The following is a 16,882-nucleotide window of genomic DNA, read 5'->3' as shown; positions in this document are numbered from 1 at the left end:
CCCAACCAAACTCATGGTTAGGGCCTAGTGCGATTTTATGAGGCTGTTCGGAAAAACTGTAACTGCAATGACTGGTTTTCTGATAACTCAGAAAGATATGAAGCAGCCTCAGTACTTTGAGAAATACCAGTAACATTCTGAGTCAAGGCTTCGTTTATCCCTTCGATATTCTCATTAATCGATACGATAGCCCGACTTTGTTCATCGGCAGCTGAGGCCATTTCGTTATTGTTCATAGAGATGTGACTAATTTCATCCGCTATAGTCGTTAGTTGTTCTCGAGTCTGCTGGTTAATGGTTGATGCCTGCTCGACTTTCTCAATACAGCCTCCTACAGAGTCCGTCATTTCTGTCGCGCGAGTTTGTAGGGAGACCACCAGTTCTTGTATTGATCCTGTACTTTCTGCGGTGCGTTGGGCCAGAACACGGACTTCATCAGCCACGACAGCAAAGCCTCGACCACTCTCACCCGCTCGTGCTGCTTCAATCGCAGCGTTTAGCGCCAGCAAATTGGTTTGCTCAGCGACATTTTCAATCATGCTAACGAAGCCAGACACATTTTCACTAAGCTCCTGGAGGCTTGAAGCAACATTAGAAGTCTTGCTTAGCTCTCGAGTCAGCTCAGTTGATAGTTCAACCCCATGCTGTGCAGATTCGACACCAATATTGGTTATATCGATCACCGATTTAGCATTTTGATCTGCAGCTTGTGCTGAAGCCGCAACTTGAGTGGAGCTGGTTGCAAGTTCAGTAATAGCAGATGCAATCAACTCTACTTGCGCCTTCTGTTCCATAGAGTTCGCTTCTAGCTGTGTCATAACTGCAGCTAACTCGGTAGAAGATGACGACACTTCCGTCCCCACATTGCGAAGCTTGTCTACCGTTTGACTTAACGAGTCAACGGTCGAGTCAGTATTGCTGCAAAGCATACCGATCTCATTTTTCGAGCTCATATGGGTTTTATTAAACAATTCACCCTGTGATACCGACTGAATCACAAACTGAAGCTTCATAAGATTGGTTTTTATCGCGCTAGCACAAAAATAACCAATAGAAGCTGCCAACAAAGCAGAGACTATCAAAGCGCCAACCAAAGTCGTCTGAGTTTCATTGATAAGCACCAGGCTGGTATCCGAGGCCTCACCGGCTCGTTGATTGGCGAGAGAAGCAAGCTCAGATACTTTTACTCGAAGATCTAGACCCATTTCAGAAACATCATCACTGATATTGGCTAACTTCGCATTCAAATCATTCACATCTGACACCGAAACTCGATATTCGGTCAGAGAGATACCTATGTTGTCATTTACAATTTGATTGTTTAAACGTTGAATCGTCTCCAGCATCGCATCTAAGCCTTGTTGCAATTTCTCGCGACTTTCTGGATTGTAATCCTTCATCAACTCAGCAAAGTATGTTTGAATCTGAGTCGATTCAATAAACAACTCTGCACGAGCTTTTTGCCAGTTGTTTTTTGCTGTCAGATCTAATTCGTTGTCTGATAAGACCTTCGTGTCGGTATCATTGATTTCCTCATACAACCACGGTAAGTGTTGATACTCTTCAAGCACTAACGCCGAAAGCTTGCCTGCTTCTTCCATCGATGCCTGAAATACGTTCAAACCGGACTCTAACTTTAGAAAATCAGACTCCAATGCTTCATCATATGCTGCAGAGGTTTTTGCTGCCCGTAAGTGTTCCCTAAACTGAATTTCAAGTTCATCCGAGAGTTTGTAGAATTCGGGCCAATCTAGCTCTCCCACTATGGCTTGAGTCGCTTCTCTTCGTAGGCGCCAGATCACTCGTTCAGCCTCCTGAAGAGAAGTCGAGTAAGAAACTGTATCAGCCGAAAGCTGAGAGTTTGTATAGGTGTTATTGAGCTTATCACTAGCTAACAGGACAGCACCAATGAACAAGAAAATGGAGAGAATAACAGGGGTTAAAATTTGATATAAAATCGGAATATCTCGGAATTTATACTTCATGTTTAGTTCCATTTAGCGGTTTATCTGAATACTCTGGAGAGTAAGTAAAAGAATTCATGGCTCATGTCCTAGCTATAGAGATAGCCTTGCTGAAATCGATAGCCAAGTTTGCACAAGATTTCCTGCTGCTCGATGGTTTCAACACCTTCTTGTATGATCTTACAATCCGACATGGTGCCGATATCCGATAATGTCATGAGCAGCTTTTTTTTGACTTCATTCGACTCAATACCTCGAATAAATTCTTTGTCTACTTTGAGATAATCTGGAGACACTCGCTGAACAATCTGAACGTTATTGTTTCCGGTACCAAAGTCATCTAATGCTATATGAAAGCCCAGCGACTTAAGGTGAGTGATATTGGCGTAGATTTCTTTGCTATATGGCTGGTTCGAGTTCTCGGTCAGTTCTAAAACCACCTCATTGGGTTCCAAAATCTGGAGGTACTTTTCCAAAACGTAGAAGTTCTTGTTTAACAGTGAGCTTGGGCATAAGTTCATACCATATACCCCAACGACTCCGTGAGCTCGGGCGTTAGCTATCGTTTTGGCTATCAGAACAGTATGAAAAGTGACGAGCTGGTTTTGCGTTAGGTTTGCGATATATTGCAGTGCCGTGCGGTGCTTCACTCTAGTTAACACTTCATGATAAAGGACGGTTTTGCAGGTGGTATCAATAATCTTTTCGAGCTTGTAGCGCAGTGTTGCCCAGTCGTGACAAAACTTTCCAAATCGCAGCAATCGATTGCCATAAAATCCAACCAAAAACACAACAAATAGACTTAGCCATTCGCTCAACAAATTGTGACTATAGAAGGCAACACTAGTACCGTTGTCAAAGGTCGCACTAAATACCCTAATGCCCGACTGATTTCCCGTCGTAAAGACGTTAGAGACTCTATTGTTTATAGTCACGGCATCGATGAGCACAGGCCATAGGTTATTTCGATAACGGTTCTCAATTGCACTGGCAGAAATTCGGCCGATCACCACCGAACCGCTTGGTAAGTTCTCTCTAATCGTGTAAACAAATTGAGGTAACCCCAGAAACTTTTCTACCTGCTCTCTGCTAAGCGTTTTGACGGCATCTCGATCGACAAGGCAGGACTGAGATTCTGCAAGCAACAGCGCTGAATCCAGATTCAACGATCGGTTAAACGCCGTCACGGTTTCACGATCATGACAACCAAGAGTCATAAGTGCTTGCGCCACTTGATCCGTATTATAACTGTACTTCCCAACAATGGAGCTCAAGTGCCAAATTTGGAAAACATAGAGAAGTGCAATAACAAAGCCTGCGAGTGAAAGAGCCTTCGTCGCTCTGTTTAACACCGTCAAATGGTAGATTTTCAGAAAGAGCCAAAGCATCTCCAGATTGGAAGGCTTATAACTATTGAAGTTAGCAACGATGCTTTCTTTAATTTGATTGTTTACAATAAGATCTAGGTCAACGTAGTAGCCCTTTTTAAACACATTAACAATCAGTTCTTTGTCTTCCATAGAACCACTGTATTCAGCAACAAGGTGTTTATACTTTTTTCGCAATGATGCAATTGTGTTTTTAAGTGCATATAGACCAAATTCACCCTGATAATAATCTTTATATGCGGCTTCGATATCCCTCGGGCTTGACGGAAATTCCCTTGATGAATTCTCGACTAAAAACTCTAAAACAAAACGTTCCTTATCGTTTAAATCAAATTCCAATTTCTTTGCTTTATCCTCAACGCTGTATAACAAGCTCCCATTAAGAATTAAACTTAGCGATCTATCATTACTTAAGTTAAATGAATAGAACATCCCTTACCCCGTTAATGTTTTTATTAGACTTTTTATTCGAGTTAAAATGAGCTTACGGATATAACCAACAGAGTTAATTAAAGCTATTTAACCATTGATGTCACAAAAGTATCTACGCGAATTCATAAGATTAATGATGCATATTTTGTAACTGGTTATTTATATTTTCTAAAGTATGGCGATTAACTATCTAACCTTAGACAAAGTCATAAAAACAAGAAAAAAGTAGGATAAAAGCAAAAATAAGATCGATTATCACTGTGATACCTCAATCGCCACTAGTTATCTTTCTATTATTAACGAACAAGTAAATAAAATCATTCAGTTCTTATTACACCTCCTTAGCACCATATCCACTACTGAAAGTAAATTATTAAAATATAAATCATCATTATTATTAATAATAAAAAACCAATTTCTGACTAAACAATCATTAATAACTTAGCTACAAATTAAAAAGCTTCAACAGCGGAAGTTTCAATTTCAAGACTCTAGAACAATTTCGCTCTAATACACCGTACATAAGGAAATGAAAAATGAGGATTAAATCCAGGATAGCACTTTCTATTTTATCAACAGCCTTATACTTCCCAGCCCATGCTGATGCGAATGATACGTATATTGTGGTTTTAAAAGATATTGCAGCCCAAAACAATTCACCTCACACCAAGGTGAAGGATATCGCGCAAGAGATTATCGACGAAAGCCCTACTAGAGAAGCACGGAACTCAGCTAAGTCCAAGGGGCAAATTTCCCGTTCTTTCGAAAACTTAAGGAGTTTTTCAGCCACGTTATCCGAAAAGCAGGCAGAGCAACTCAAGAAGCACCCCAAAGTAAAAGGGGTGTATAAAAACGTGACATTTACGTCGGATAACGCTACTCAAATTCAGGGCAGCTCAGCCCCATCGTGGGGGTTGGATCGTTCAGATCAAAGGAACCTTCCACTCGATGGAACTTATGATGTAGGACAATATACGGGGAAAGGTGTTTCAATATATATTGTCGACTCAGGAATCGATCTCTCCCATTCAGACTTTGGCGGTCGGGCAGTGTCTGGTTGGGACTTTGTAGATAACGACGGTGATGCATCTGACTGTCGTGGACATGGTACTCACGTTGCTGGAACAGCAGCCGGGAATCGCTTTGGAATTGCCCCAGAAGCTGACATCTATTCAGTGCGGGTGCTCAATTGCGAGGGCAAAGGCAACGGCGAAAAGATTCTTAACGCATTTGACTGGGTTGTCGATCATGCCAAACAACAAGGTAAACCTGCTGTTATCAATTACAGTATTTCGAGAGACGAACGATGGCATGCAATGGATGAAGCTGTAGACACCATTGTGCAGACACATAACATTTCGTTTGTACATTCTGCGGGCAACAATGATACCGACGCATGTACAAAAAGCCCTCATTCAGACTACTCTATCACTGTCGGCTCCTCCACTAATGACGATTACCGCGCCCACAGCTCTAACTGGGGAAACTGTGTTTCACTTTTCGCACCCGGTGATCACATCACTTCAGCGGCAGATGGAGGTGGTTCCAAAATAATGAATGGCACCTCAATGGCAGCCCCACATGTTACTGGTCACATAGCTCGTTTACTACAAATGAACCCGGAAGCCACAACAGAGGAGCTCAAACAAACGCTTATCAACCAGACAACCGAAAACGCCTTGTTTGATGTGGGCTCAGGTTCACCAAACCGCTTGCTATATACTCAGATAGAAAGCAATAACATCAATACTGCACCTATCGCGAAAGCGACAATAAGCCATACTGAAGTCAACCAATCTGGTTATATTGAGCTGGATGCGTCAGCATCTTATGATCCTGACAACGATACCCTTTCCTATCAATGGAAAGTGGTTTCACCTCAATCACATCAAGTCAATATCGTCAGTGACAACGCAGTAACAACACAAGCCTATATACCTGATACTCAGCAAGACACACACTACGTTTTTCAGTTAACGGTATCTGATAATCAACTCAGTGATAGCTCTCAAGTATCAGTTCACTATGTCGTAGAAGACGTTTCCTGCGAAGTCTGGGACAAATCAAAAATCTATGACTTACCAGGGAATGTTGTTACTTGGAACGGTAAGTTCTGGGAGAACCACTGGTGGACTAAAGGAGATACACCTGGTACTGGAGGGGAATGGGGCGTATGGCGAGAGGTACAAGCCTCAGCCTGTAAATAGTATTAGAAACAAAGAAAAAGCAGCCAATTTGGCTGCTTTTTGGCCCTGCCTATCGGGAAATTAGAACTCGTATTTGACGTTCACTTCAACAGACTGTTCAGCACCATACCAACAGTTATTGCTGTCATAGCAGGTATAGTACTCTTCATTAAACAAGTTGTTGACAATAAGGTTAGCATTCGCGCCCGTTAACGACTCGCTGACTGTACCTAAGTCATAACCAAGAGACAGATCTGCAATAGTGTAGGATGGCACCTTACCAGTGTTCTGAGCATCAATTTCCATCTCACCCACATAACGTCCTCCACCACTGACTCTAAGGCCGTTTAATGCACCCTTATAGAAGTAGTAGTTCGCCCAAAGGTTTGCCGTATGATCTGGTACATAAATTGGGGTTTTACCCTCAAATTGAACATCCTTACTGATCGTCATATCGGTGTAGGTGTAAGATGCATTCACATCCAATGCTTCATTAACAACCCAACGACCTTCAAGTTCAACACCCTTGGACGTCACTTCGCCAACCTGAATCTTACGTTGATATGTCGGATCCGATGGATCAGCGACAAGCATGTTTTCTTTTACAATCTGGAATAAACCCAGTGTGGCCGCTTTCGAGTAATCCTCTGACTCGTATTTGATACCACCTTCAATCTGCTTACCCTCTTCTGGCACAAACTGTTTGCCATCATTCCCACCTGTAACAGGTTCAAAGCTGGTCGCGTAGTTAACGTATGGCGAGAAACCGTAAGGCAGTTCATATAAAGCCCCAACTCGATAAGAGAAATGGTTTTGATCCGCTTTTGAGCCATACCATTCGCCTTCATACAAGTCATAACGTCCACCAGCAATCAGAACCAGTTTATCCAAGCGCACTTGATCCTGGAGATAGAAACCCAGTTGTTTTACTTCCACTTCATCTCGCGCAGTAGAAGATGCTCCCATGTTATCGCGATCAATCAAATTACTGTTTGGATTGAAGATGTTCGTCATAAATGGAGTCGAGAAGTAGACTTGATCGGAGGTTCCATCTAGATTCTGGTAATCAACGCCAAGCAAGATGTTATGCTCTGCCCCAGCAAGATCTATGGTGCCAGAAAGTTGGTTATCAATCGTAAAACCAGTTGATTCCTCATCCGTACTATAAGCCAACTGTGCAATATTCCCTGTCGATGGATCAAACCCGCCACTCGGCATATAGGTATTTTCCTGATAGAGAGATGCATCCGTAAAGCGAGCATTTTGCAAGAATGTCCAGCCGCTCTCAAACTCGTGATTGACCTTGTAACCCAGCATCAGCACTTCACGTTCGAATGTGTTCCAGTCTGTGTCACCAATGAATGTCGAAGGTGATGTTGAGCCATTTGGATTGCTAACAAACATACCTGACGACGGCAGGGAAGAGTTCATCCCCATTTCAGGATCATTTTGATAATACATATTGAAGTTAATCAGAGTGCGCTCAAACACTTGCCAATCCAGTGATGGTGCAAACACATAGCGCTCTTCTTTGGTGTTGTCGACCTGACCATCCTGAGTGCGTGCAAGTGCGATAATGCGGTAAGAAAGTGGACCATCTCCAATTTGACCCGTGGTATCAATGGATGCTTCAACAAGGTTACGCGATCCCGTTGCAAAGCTGACTTCGGTCGCTTTTTCTTGCTGAGGTGCTTTGGCGATCATGTTAATCATACCACCTGGAGGCATGGTACCGTATAGAACGGACGTCGGACCCTTAAACACTTCTATTTGTTGTAACGCAACCGGATCAATTTGTGGTTGTAGATTCCAACCAGCCAGAGACTGGAGCACTAGGCCATCATAGTAGCTTTGGTTAACTTTAAAACCACGAATCGAAAAGGTGTCATACATGGTGACAGCCGCACCTTTCTGCTCTGTCACAACACCTGGCGCATAACGTAGCGCTTGATTTAAAGACTTCACACCACGCTGTGCAAGCTGCTCTCCTTCAATAATCGAGATACTTTGTGGTGTTTCTTCAGGTTCTAGCGATGTTTTGGTTGCCGTATTCCGATAGGCTTTGCCCATCACAGTGATGGTTTCTAGTTCAGTTGTATCTTGACTGACTTCATCCGCAGCCATTACAGGGGCTGAAAAGGCGGTAAGCAGCGCTAAAGTAAGTGTTGAGCGCTTAAAATTTGTTGGAGTTGTCATGTGTCCCTCAAGTACCAATGCTTTTCTTATTAAGAATAAATCTCATTTGCATTCTACAAACCTGAGAAACAGGAAAGTTAACAATTTGGTGCATCTTACGCGAAATAATTTAGTTAACTATCAGTAGGTCGTTCATTTGATCATTGAGGCAAGCGTTCAACAGGAATCCAATATTCCATAACTGCATCGGTATCATGTTGATTGTAATTGGCGGGATAGCATTCGAGTTCATAGCCATCAATACCTCGATAGCCAGAATTAGGTAACCAATTAAGCAGAAACCACTCCAGTGTTTTTGGCAAATGCACCACCGGGCCACAATGTTTAACAACCGCGTACGTTTGCGCAGGCACCACCAAAGTACTCAGTTCAGAAGAGATGGCAGAAGGTAGTTGAGGCAACAACAGATCATCGGTTAATTCCACCCCTGCCCAATATTCCATATTACTGCCGTCAAAATGGCTTTGAGTGATATCAATGACGCCTGTTAAAGCAACTGGCCGCTCAGGTTCGTCTGGGAGGGTTTGCTCTAATCGGTGCCACAATGCAGGGACTTTTTGCTGAAAGTCAGGATTGAGTGCGAATAAGCCATTAATTTCACCATGAAGTCCTTTTAGGAAAAACTCATTTTTGGATTCCACTCTCACTTCAACGAAAAGAGGGCAGGCCTCTTCAGCCGTGCGTTGAGAGACCTGAATAGGTTTACGTAACCCCGTTCTGAGACCTTGTTTACGATAAGCTCTGGGACTGAGGCCAAACACTTGCTTGAACGAGCGACTGAAGCTGATTTCTGAGCTAAAACCAAGCTCCAGAGCGATATCAATCACCCTATCGGAAGTGTCGATCAACCGTTCTGCAGCCTGGCTGAGCTTGAGCTCTCGAACATAAGTGGCCACCGCCATGCCTGTTTCGGTCTGGAATACGCGCTGCAGTTGCCAACGTGACCAACAGCTTTGGCGTGCAATATCATCCAACGATAGCGGTTCACTGATGTGCTGATGAATAAACGACAGTACCTTGCTTATCCGACTAAACACGTTAGAAGGTCGTTCTGTTGACTTGCCTGTCGTCATGCTGCATCTCAATCAAATAAGAGGGAATCTGTCTATCCTAGCAAATTCACAAATGAGAATTAATACCAATTGATAAAACACCCATCTTACATAAAGAGGCACGGTGAAATTCCACTCACAAATACCGACTAAGTATTCATTTTGGTGCACAAAAATAAAAAAAGGTTGAAAAAGATAAAATCAAATACATTTGCTGCTTTTATATACTTCATATAAAACAATATCAATACCAACGACAGCGTAGAAAAACCAAAGAATTCATAGCACCACAATCCAGTAATTAAAAATTAATCACAATTTAACATTTGAGAAACAATTGGCTGTAATCAACGATATGGGGGCTAACTAACCAATCAAATACACTTAATACACAAGGAAGAACAACATGAAAATGATCGGTGTAGCTATCGCTCTCGCACCCTTTATCTCTCCAATGGCAATAGCTAACTATCAAGAACAAACTGTAGAACCCAACAACATTACTTTTGAATTTAAAAAGGTCGCTGATATACCAGACTACCCAAGAGTCGTAAGCGATAGTAACCATGTTATTGGATTTGTGGATAGCAATAGCACATGGCCAGATACTCCTGACTTTTACGTACGTGCGATGTTTCGATGGAGTGAAAGCAACGGTGTAGAGTGGCTTATCACCGACGATATTATCAGGTCTGAACCATTAGATATTAACAATAGTGGTGATGCTACCGCTAAAGTCTGCGACTCAAACACTTGCTATTCCGCGATATGGACTAAGAAAGGAGAAGTCCAGAGTTTACAAGACGAAGTAGACACCCCTATTCAGAAGTTCATTGAAGAAAATGAGCTTGGAATGGCAGATCAGATGATTCAGGAATCCATTAGTATCAACGAAAGTGGAAAAATTGCTGGGACCTCAGTCTTTCCAAATATGGTAGGGGCTCGCTCTACACTTGCTTGGCGTTGGGATGAAAAGTCAGGCTTAGAGATCCTAGAGAGCACTTCTGATAATTCTATGTCGGAAGCGACCGATCTTAACAACAAGAGCCTTGTGGTCGGGAGTAGCCATGGCAATGAGATCAATAATGAAACAGCAACTTACTGGGATAAGAAGGGTAAAAGGACACAAGTAATCCTCGATCAAACCGACTACCCTTGGGGAACACTCGCCACGGCCGCGAACAATTCAGGTCTAATGACCGGTGTCGACCGCATGAGTTATGCAAACCCTTGGAGGTATAACATCAACTCGAAGCAAAGACTGCCTATGGAAGAATCTCCTTACGGTGGAACAAGAACCACTCATGTTCTAGAGAATGACTACATTGCAGGAGCAACCTCATCATCTTTCGATAGTGGAGACCTATTCCTAAGACCTGTACTTTGGGATAGCAAAGGCAACATCTATGATCTTAACGATGAGTTCAATGATCCAGAAAACTACTTAGCAGGCTGGTTTGGAATTAATACAAGTTTGTTAATGGCAACATCGTTACGCCCAAAAAGCGGAGGATATTATGAAGGGGCAGCTGTTTACCAGTTAGTGGTCGTACAAAAATAAAACAAACTCCCCTCAACCTAAATTTGGTTGAGGGGAGTAGGCATTACGAAAGAGCCGTTTATGTTCTGAACACGCCTGATATTAATCCACTAGTGTAAGGAACCGGTACTCCATATGCGTCAGCGAAGGAGCTCAGTACCCTTCCTATCGGACCAACGTTACGAATGATTTTCCCTCCAGTCTGAGTTGCCAGCTTAGTGTTTTTACCGCCAATCAACATACATGGGACATCATTGGAGCTGTGAGCCTGACCATCATCCATTTCTGACGTCACGTAGATCATACAATCGTCATACAGGTTGAGTTGCTTTAAGTACTCTATCAATAGAATGATTTTACTTACATACCATTGACGATGAGCGATATAGGTTTGCTTCATTAAGTCTGAGCCATAATGAGACGCATCATGAGGGACAGTGGTACTGACTGTTTCAACCACTTTAGAGTCGTTCGATGTACCAAATTGCAACGATACAATGCGAGTTTTTTCGCAAGATAGCGCTAGTGCTGCGTTAGCAACTTGCAAGTCTGCTCTTTTATCCCGGCCATAACTTTCACTCTCATAAAGTGCTGTAGAGCATTGGCCTGAACTGTTAAGCGCATTCTCCAGCTCAGTTTTGGTGTCTGTCGTTGCCGTAACGTAAGTGTCGAGTTTGCTCTCCTCTAGGCCTTGTAGGTTACGACTCAAAATGCCGACATCGTCAAGATAGGTGGCTAATAGGTCCAACTTACGCTGCTCCATTGGGTTACCTCCACCTTCTTGAGAACCAAATAATTGGGAGAAGACAGCATCAGGGTCATCATTGTGTGATAAGCCAGCGCCCGCAACAGATCGACTGGGCACAAATTCACCGTGCCCCCAATAATCAGTATCTACACCAATTCGAACCGCTCTTTTAGGCATACCTTGCGAGAATACAGGTTCAAAATGCACATCAATTGATCCCTGCCCCTCTTTCTCTTGCCATACACCTCTGTAACCTGTGTGACCAGTTCCACCTTTGCTTTCGCACCCTGTAAAGAAGACAATGTCATCTTTGTAAGGCGCTAAGTCCTTGGTACAGTCATTCATCTCTAAGCTGCCGGATTCCCCACTGGGGTGCCAGGTCCCCCGCGGATAGCCATCTGAAAAGTTTATAAAAATGAACTTAGTTTGATCCGTACCACTTGCCGCAAGAGAAACCATAGGTAAAGTACTCAAACCAGCACCTACCCCTGTTGCCACAGATGTTTTTAAAAATGCTCTTCGAGATACATTAGTCACTGTTTTCATTCTGTTACTCCTCTCGCTCAGATACAGTTGTGGACATCAACAAATCCCGCATGAGCACTTTAAACTGCTCGAACGAGGCGTATTCAGGGTAAAGTGGAGAGAACCTGTTAGAGGCTTCACCTAAGGTATAGAACAAGTAATTTCTGACGAACGCTTGACGGGACTCCTCACTGTCTGACAAATAAAGAGCAATATCTTTCAGATCATCGAACGACGTATTCATACTATCCACATCAACCAGCTCACCATGAGTTTCTAACAACACATCGTTAAACTCTTCACCATTGAGCGATACATAGTTTTCATACGCACGGTATCGGCCAGTCTTGTCTAGAACATCGTAGGCAAAGCCAATATCATTCATCTTTTGGTGACATACCCAACATTCGGTATCTGGACCTGTGGCTTTCGTCCAGTAATCCTTGGTTGACGTATCATCTTCGATATAGTCAGGTGCTACTCCCGACGCGAGAGCCTGATCCCAACCCAGAAGCGAATGCTGTACCATCCGTCCACGCGGAATCAACCTGGTTTTTGCCTCCGTACTATACGCAACGGCTATTGCACCTAAGCTAAGTAACCCCTTTCCACGCTCCTGAGGTATCACAGTTTCACTGAATGACGTATTAAATGCGCCACTAAACCCATAGTGATTCGCCAACTGTTGATTGACGTAGGTCTTATCGTGGGCCATCAGATCAGAGAATCGGCCAAGATCTTCACCAAATACCGTTTCTCGGATGTAGGTTTTAAACTCTTCCAACATGGCCTCTCCGACTTCTACGGATAGTCCATCACGCTCGATTGCAACCCGATCTTCATCGAATTCCATAGTCTGCATCATAAACTGTGCAAACTGCTCATAAGCCTGAGGTTGGTTAAGGAGACGATCGATTTGCTGCTGCAACACACTTGCTTGTTGCAAGCTACCATCATTCGCTTTACTCCAAAGTTCGGCATCCGGAATGGAGCCAACTAATGTGTAAGACACTAACGTGGCAAGTTCGTGTGCTGTTAAGTGATAACGACCATCCGTATTAGCTAAGCCCGCTTCACGTCGGTACAAGAAGTGAGGGGAAACCAATAGCGTCGCCAATTGCTTTTCAACATGGGTGGCTGGGTACAGAGCCAGATCATCCTCAGTGACTGGACGACGAAGCATTCTTTCCATTGTTGCGGTGTACCAATTTTCTAAACAGTCGGGATCACCTTCTACATAATCCTCTATGTATTTCCATGGCTGCCCGTACTCCCCATTATTTTCTGAAGGCCTCTGATTCTCAGTCCACCATTGAGCTTCGTATACTTCGTTGACTTCTACAACCTTATCGCCACCTACATAAGTAGCTGATGCATCCCATTCCGGGTAAACACCACCTCCTTGTTCGCATTGACTAAGTGCGTAAACATCAAGATGGTCTTGCACATAAACTGCAGCATCTAGGTATGCACTCATTTTATCGCTGGTCAAATAACCCAATTTACCTGGATTGCCATATAGCGACTCTTCAGAGCTTCTATCATCATTGGGCAGTAATTTGGGGTCAACCTGTACACCAAATAGGTCACGGACTGTATTCACGTACTCGACTTTGGTCAGCAAGCGCAGGTGACGGCTACCAAAAAACTCTGTGACGTCTGCATCCGGCAGTTCATCTGCCCATAAATCCTCTTCGAGGTATCGAGCTAACGTAGACTGGCAAGCGGAATCACATGGTATGTCATAGATTTCCACCATTTCGCCAATTTTGTCAGCAATCGCATCAGGGTTTTCTATGTAATCCTCAATCATATCTGAGCTAGGACCTTCAGAAAAATCTGGTGCGAACTGGCCTCCATGACATGTACTACATGTACTCTTAACCATGGCCTCAAAGTACTCTTCGTCGGTTTCGTACTCCGTATAACTCCAACTTAAGCCGTAACCACTCTCAGACAAAATAACATCTTGACGCTGCGGGTCTGGAATCGCTGATTCCGTATAGGGCAAATCAACTCGGTAGCTCCCAACATTCATAACCTGAGTATGCATTTGTCCCCAATTCGCATCGACATACACTGAATCTGAACCATCTTTTGCCTCTAGCTCAAGTAAAATGGAGTTCGGCGCGTTGCTTGGTTCTGCAGGTGCATCCACTGTAAGTATGCCTGTTGACGGTTCTCCACCATCACCTTCGCCGTAAGACCAGTGTAATTCTTTCAGCGGATTTGATGCGGAAAGCGTGAATTCAATCAGAATGTCTGTTGGTTCAACGTCGCCATGTGAAGGGATAGCTAAGGTATAGCTCCCATAGTCAAGCCCCGTAATTTCGTAGCCTGTTTCGGTTAACGACATATACAGTCGTCTTGAATTGCCATCGCTATCGGTGAGCGTCGCTTGCACCATAGCACGAGGGTCTTCAATCTCACCCTGAGACGGTGACAAGCTAATTTGACCTGACACCTCTGGCAAATAATCCAAACGGTAAATCGTGTTACCAGCATCATCCGAGACAAGTAAGCTATTGTCTGGCATAACCAGTAATTCAACGGGCTTACCAGAAATACCTGTCGGTTGTTTCCAACCAGTAATTAGCGCTCGGTCAAACAAAGGATTGCCATCAGTATCAAGCGTTAGCATACGTACTTCATAACCTGCACGCTCACCATCACCAGGCCCATGGGTAGCGTAGACAAATGAGCGCTCCCCGTTATCTGACTGAACACCGTCAGGTTGCCAGAACACCATTCCTAGTGGTGCAGAGCCCGCTTCCAATTCAAACTCTGGCGGCTGGTAGTCTGCGGGATTGATATCTTCAATCAAAATATCAGAGTAAATAGCACCAGGTGGGATGTAGTCGTATCCTCCTGTACTCTCGGCTGTGCCATCTTGTTGTTCAGGCGTAATGGAAATGGTGTCGATACCTGAGACATAAGGAAAACCAAAATGCGGCATGGTGCCACTAGCCAATTGCTGCGCAGAGATTTTATTGATCTCACCAGGGAAATACGTGGTGTGACCATCGGTATTTTGTGGGTTGTTATCCGTAAACCACAGATCACCTCGTTGCGGATCCCAGTCGAAACCAACAGTGTTACGAATCCCCTCTGCGATTTGAATAGAACTAAAGTTACTCGTATCTACCTTTAGAATTGAGCCATATTTGGGCTCTTCTTGGATCACACAGATGTTACAAGGCGAACCAATAGAGATGTACAAGTTCTCATCACTTGGATCAAATGAATTGAACTTCAGTGTATGTTTCTGGTGCCAGTAAAGGCCTACAGGATCTGGGTAGAGAGGGAAGTTCTCATCACCCGCAGGTAAAGTGAGTACTTTTTCCGCTTCAAGAGATTTACCCAGTTTAGAAACGACATCTTCAATACGGAATAGAGACATAGAGGTCGCGAAATACAGCGTGCCATTACGATACGCCACACCATGAGGCTCTACTAAATTATTTGCGACTACCACAGGTTCACCGACTGTGCCTGACTGATAATCATAAGGGATTGCGTATATCTTGTTACCACGAGCTCCTTGCTCCTCAGAAATAGCTGAAGAGCCAACAAACAGATAACCATCCCCCCATGCCATTTGACGAGCCTGGAATACACCATCAATTACCTTAGAAATTTGCACACCGTCAATCACGGATAGGGTATCTAGCTCAACACTTGGCTTCACAGCGAAGGAGAGCTCAAATGGCTGGCTATCTGTTACCGTAATCACTCGAGGAAGATCAATCGGTTGATACGCATCGGCAAACTCAATCCAAAGTTGGTAGTCATCTGGATTTAAATCATCAATAACCACGTTATCTTCCGCGGTTAGTTGATACGCAATACGTTCGCCAGATTGCTGAGATCTCAATATAAGCTGATATTGAGCGGAAGTAGGTAGCCCGCTGTCACCGCGATTCAGATCGATCACAATTGAGCCAGGAAGTACTGGTTCTTCTGACGCTAAGCCGATCAGCGACATAGTATCTGAAGCACTTTCAAGGCCATCATTGACTGTCAGTTGAAATACAAATTCGGTGTCGCTCTCAAGCTCAGGTAAGGCAAAATGAGCGACTGAAGATTGGGTGTTTTCCAAGCTCACAGCGGGACCAGAAACTTGTTGCCATTCGAACGTTAGCTCATCACCGTCCTGATCACTTGAACTTGAACCGTCTAGCACAACGCGATCGTTCGGTGACTTAATTTCTAGATTTGGTCCGGCATTAGCTACTGGGGGCTGATTCTCAATTATCGCGGCCAATCCCGTCACAGTAATCTGATCGTTGGATATCGCTTTGCCATCATTAACCGTCAGTTCAAACGTGTAACGTGCTTCTTCATCTAAGCTTGGCAGGTTAAAGCTGCTTACTGATTGATTGGCGTTAGTTAGCACCACTGTTGGGCCAGAGATTTGGTGCCATTGAAAGCTCAGCGTATCGCCATCAGCATCATGCGAACCGGAACCGTCTATCACAACGCTTTGAGCGGGTGATTGAACGGAAAAATCAACACCAGCGTCCGCCTGTGGCGGTTTATTGGTATCTCCTGATGAACATTCGTCCGACTCTAGCAGTGGCAACCAAGGTTCGGTTCCCCACCCCGGCTGATTCGATGCAGTTGGACCATTGGGATCCGGTTCATCATAAGAACCTGCCCACCATTTAGATTCAAACAAAACTTGTTTGTGACACACCTGTACACCACCTGAGTAACTCTTAGGTTCCCATTGAGGTGCAGCAAGTGCGAAAGAGGAATACATGCCTGTGACTATGGCACATAATGACGTTATTCTCTTCACTCGCATTTCTCCTTATTGGATACTTTAGTAACCAAATTTTTTTGGTAGAT

8 protein-coding genes are annotated in these 16,882 nt (G+C 43.9%); 2 read left to right on the top strand and 6 right to left on the bottom strand.

Translation table 11 applies throughout. From position 1 onward, the window contains the following. Nucleotides 1–35 precede the first annotated feature (35 nt). Complete coding sequence (locus QMA41_RS11255; protein WP_281629678.1) at nucleotides 36–1,985, bottom strand: methyl-accepting chemotaxis protein; 1,950 nt, start codon at nucleotides 1,983–1,985, stop codon at nucleotides 36–38. Nucleotides 1,986–2,053: 68 nt separating this feature from the next. After that, entirely contained in the window at nucleotides 2,054–3,484 is a 1,431-nt protein-coding gene (locus tag QMA41_RS11250; protein WP_281629677.1) for an EAL domain-containing protein, read from the bottom strand. 836 nt (nucleotides 3,485–4,320) lie between these two features. Between QMA41_RS11250 and QMA41_RS11245 the strand changes: the two genes are divergently transcribed. Then, nucleotides 4,321–5,991 (top strand): S8 family serine peptidase, encoded by a 1,671-nt coding sequence (locus QMA41_RS11245; protein ID WP_281629676.1) that lies wholly within the window; start codon nucleotides 4,321–4,323, stop codon nucleotides 5,989–5,991. Between the two features lie 60 nt (nucleotides 5,992–6,051). On the opposite strand, the gene QMA41_RS11240 is transcribed toward QMA41_RS11245, so the two are convergent. Together QMA41_RS11240 and QMA41_RS11235 are read right to left on the bottom strand one after the other, a co-directional pair. Next, entirely contained in the window at nucleotides 6,052–8,166 is a 2,115-nt protein-coding gene (locus tag QMA41_RS11240; RefSeq protein ID WP_281629675.1) for a TonB-dependent siderophore receptor, read from the bottom strand. A 140-nt stretch (nucleotides 8,167–8,306) separates the two neighbouring features. Next, on the bottom strand, nucleotides 8,307–9,239 hold the full coding sequence (locus QMA41_RS11235; protein ID WP_281629674.1) for an AraC family transcriptional regulator: 933 nt from the start codon (nucleotides 9,237–9,239) through the stop codon (nucleotides 8,307–8,309). Nucleotides 9,240–9,624: 385 nt separating this feature from the next. Here QMA41_RS11235 and QMA41_RS11230 point away from each other — a divergent pair, with 385 nt between their 5' ends. Beyond that, complete coding sequence (locus QMA41_RS11230; protein WP_281629673.1) at nucleotides 9,625–10,779, top strand: hypothetical protein; 1,155 nt, start codon at nucleotides 9,625–9,627, stop codon at nucleotides 10,777–10,779. Nucleotides 10,780–10,837: 58 nt separating this feature from the next. Here the strand turns inward: QMA41_RS11230 and QMA41_RS11225 are convergent, their stop codons facing one another. Both QMA41_RS11225 and QMA41_RS11220 read right to left on the bottom strand, forming a co-directional pair. Then, complete coding sequence (locus tag QMA41_RS11225) at nucleotides 10,838–12,052, bottom strand: DUF1552 domain-containing protein (protein WP_281629672.1); 1,215 nt, start codon at nucleotides 12,050–12,052, stop codon at nucleotides 10,838–10,840. Nucleotides 12,053–12,056: 4 nt separating this feature from the next. Beyond that, a complete protein-coding gene (locus QMA41_RS11220) occupies nucleotides 12,057–16,838 on the bottom strand; it encodes a DUF1592 domain-containing protein (protein ID WP_281629671.1) in 4,782 nt (1,593 codons plus the stop codon). Nucleotides 16,839–16,882: the final 44 nt, after the last annotated feature.

Source organism: Vibrio sp. St2, assembly GCF_947311885.1.
GTDB classification, from domain to species: domain Bacteria; phylum Pseudomonadota; class Gammaproteobacteria; order Enterobacterales; family Vibrionaceae; genus Vibrio; species Vibrio coralliilyticus.
This window is presented reverse-complemented; position numbering and strand designations above follow the sequence as displayed.

What these genes read in the sequence shown, in the direction of transcription:
- QMA41_RS11225 (WP_281629672.1), bottom strand. Translation starts at nt 12,052, where the DNA reads ATGAAAACAGTGACTAATGTATCTCGAAGAGCATTTTTAAAAACATCT.
- QMA41_RS11230 (WP_281629673.1), top strand. Translation starts at nt 9,625, where the DNA reads ATGAAAATGATCGGTGTAGCTATCGCTCTCGCACCCTTTATCTCTCCA.
- QMA41_RS11245 (WP_281629676.1), top strand. Translation starts at nt 4,321, where the DNA reads ATGAGGATTAAATCCAGGATAGCACTTTCTATTTTATCAACAGCCTTA.
- QMA41_RS11240 (WP_281629675.1), bottom strand. Translation starts at nt 8,166, where the DNA reads ATGACAACTCCAACAAATTTTAAGCGCTCAACACTTACTTTAGCGCTG.
- QMA41_RS11220 (WP_281629671.1), bottom strand. Translation starts at nt 16,838, where the DNA reads ATGCGAGTGAAGAGAATAACGTCATTATGTGCCATAGTCACAGGCATG.
- QMA41_RS11255 (WP_281629678.1), bottom strand. Translation starts at nt 1,985, where the DNA reads ATGAAGTATAAATTCCGAGATATTCCGATTTTATATCAAATTTTAACC.
- QMA41_RS11250 (WP_281629677.1), bottom strand. Translation starts at nt 3,484, where the DNA reads ATGGAAGACAAAGAACTGATTGTTAATGTGTTTAAAAAGGGCTACTAC.
- QMA41_RS11235 (WP_281629674.1), bottom strand. Translation starts at nt 9,239, where the DNA reads ATGACGACAGGCAAGTCAACAGAACGACCTTCTAACGTGTTTAGTCGG.